Below are 325 nucleotides of genomic sequence, written 5' to 3'. Positions count from 1 at the left end.
GGTTCCGGCGGCGGGGGCCTCCGCCGTGGGGCACAGGACGCCGCCGGGCTCCGCCGTGCAGGGCCCCGGCCCGGGCGCGCCAGGGCCGCCCCGCGCGCCGACGGGCTCCGGCACGGGCTCACCCGCGCCACCGTCCGTCCCCGCCGTCTCCGGCGTCTCCGCCGTGCGCGGCTCCGCCGCGGTGTCGGCCGGGTGGGAGGCCAGCCAGTGGCGGATGGCGATGCGCGCCGCGGGCGTACGCGCGTGCTCCAGCCACTCGGGCGAGGGGCCGGAGGGCCCGGCCGTCGCCGTCGGCTCCAGGAAGAGCTGGAGCGCGTCACCGTCG

1 pseudogene is annotated in these 325 nt (G+C 82.5%); it reads right to left on the bottom strand.

From position 1 onward, the window contains the following. Positions 1-325: pseudogene (locus tag J0695_RS42250) on the bottom strand (bifunctional (p)ppGpp synthetase/guanosine-3',5'-bis(diphosphate) 3'-pyrophosphohydrolase); the annotation flags it as partial.

This window comes from Streptomyces beijiangensis (assembly GCF_017315755.1).
Classification (GTDB): Bacteria; Actinomycetota; Actinomycetes; order Streptomycetales; family Streptomycetaceae; genus Streptomyces; species Streptomyces beijiangensis.
Note: the sequence above shows the minus strand (reverse complement) of the source record. Positions and strands in the feature narration are given on the sequence as shown.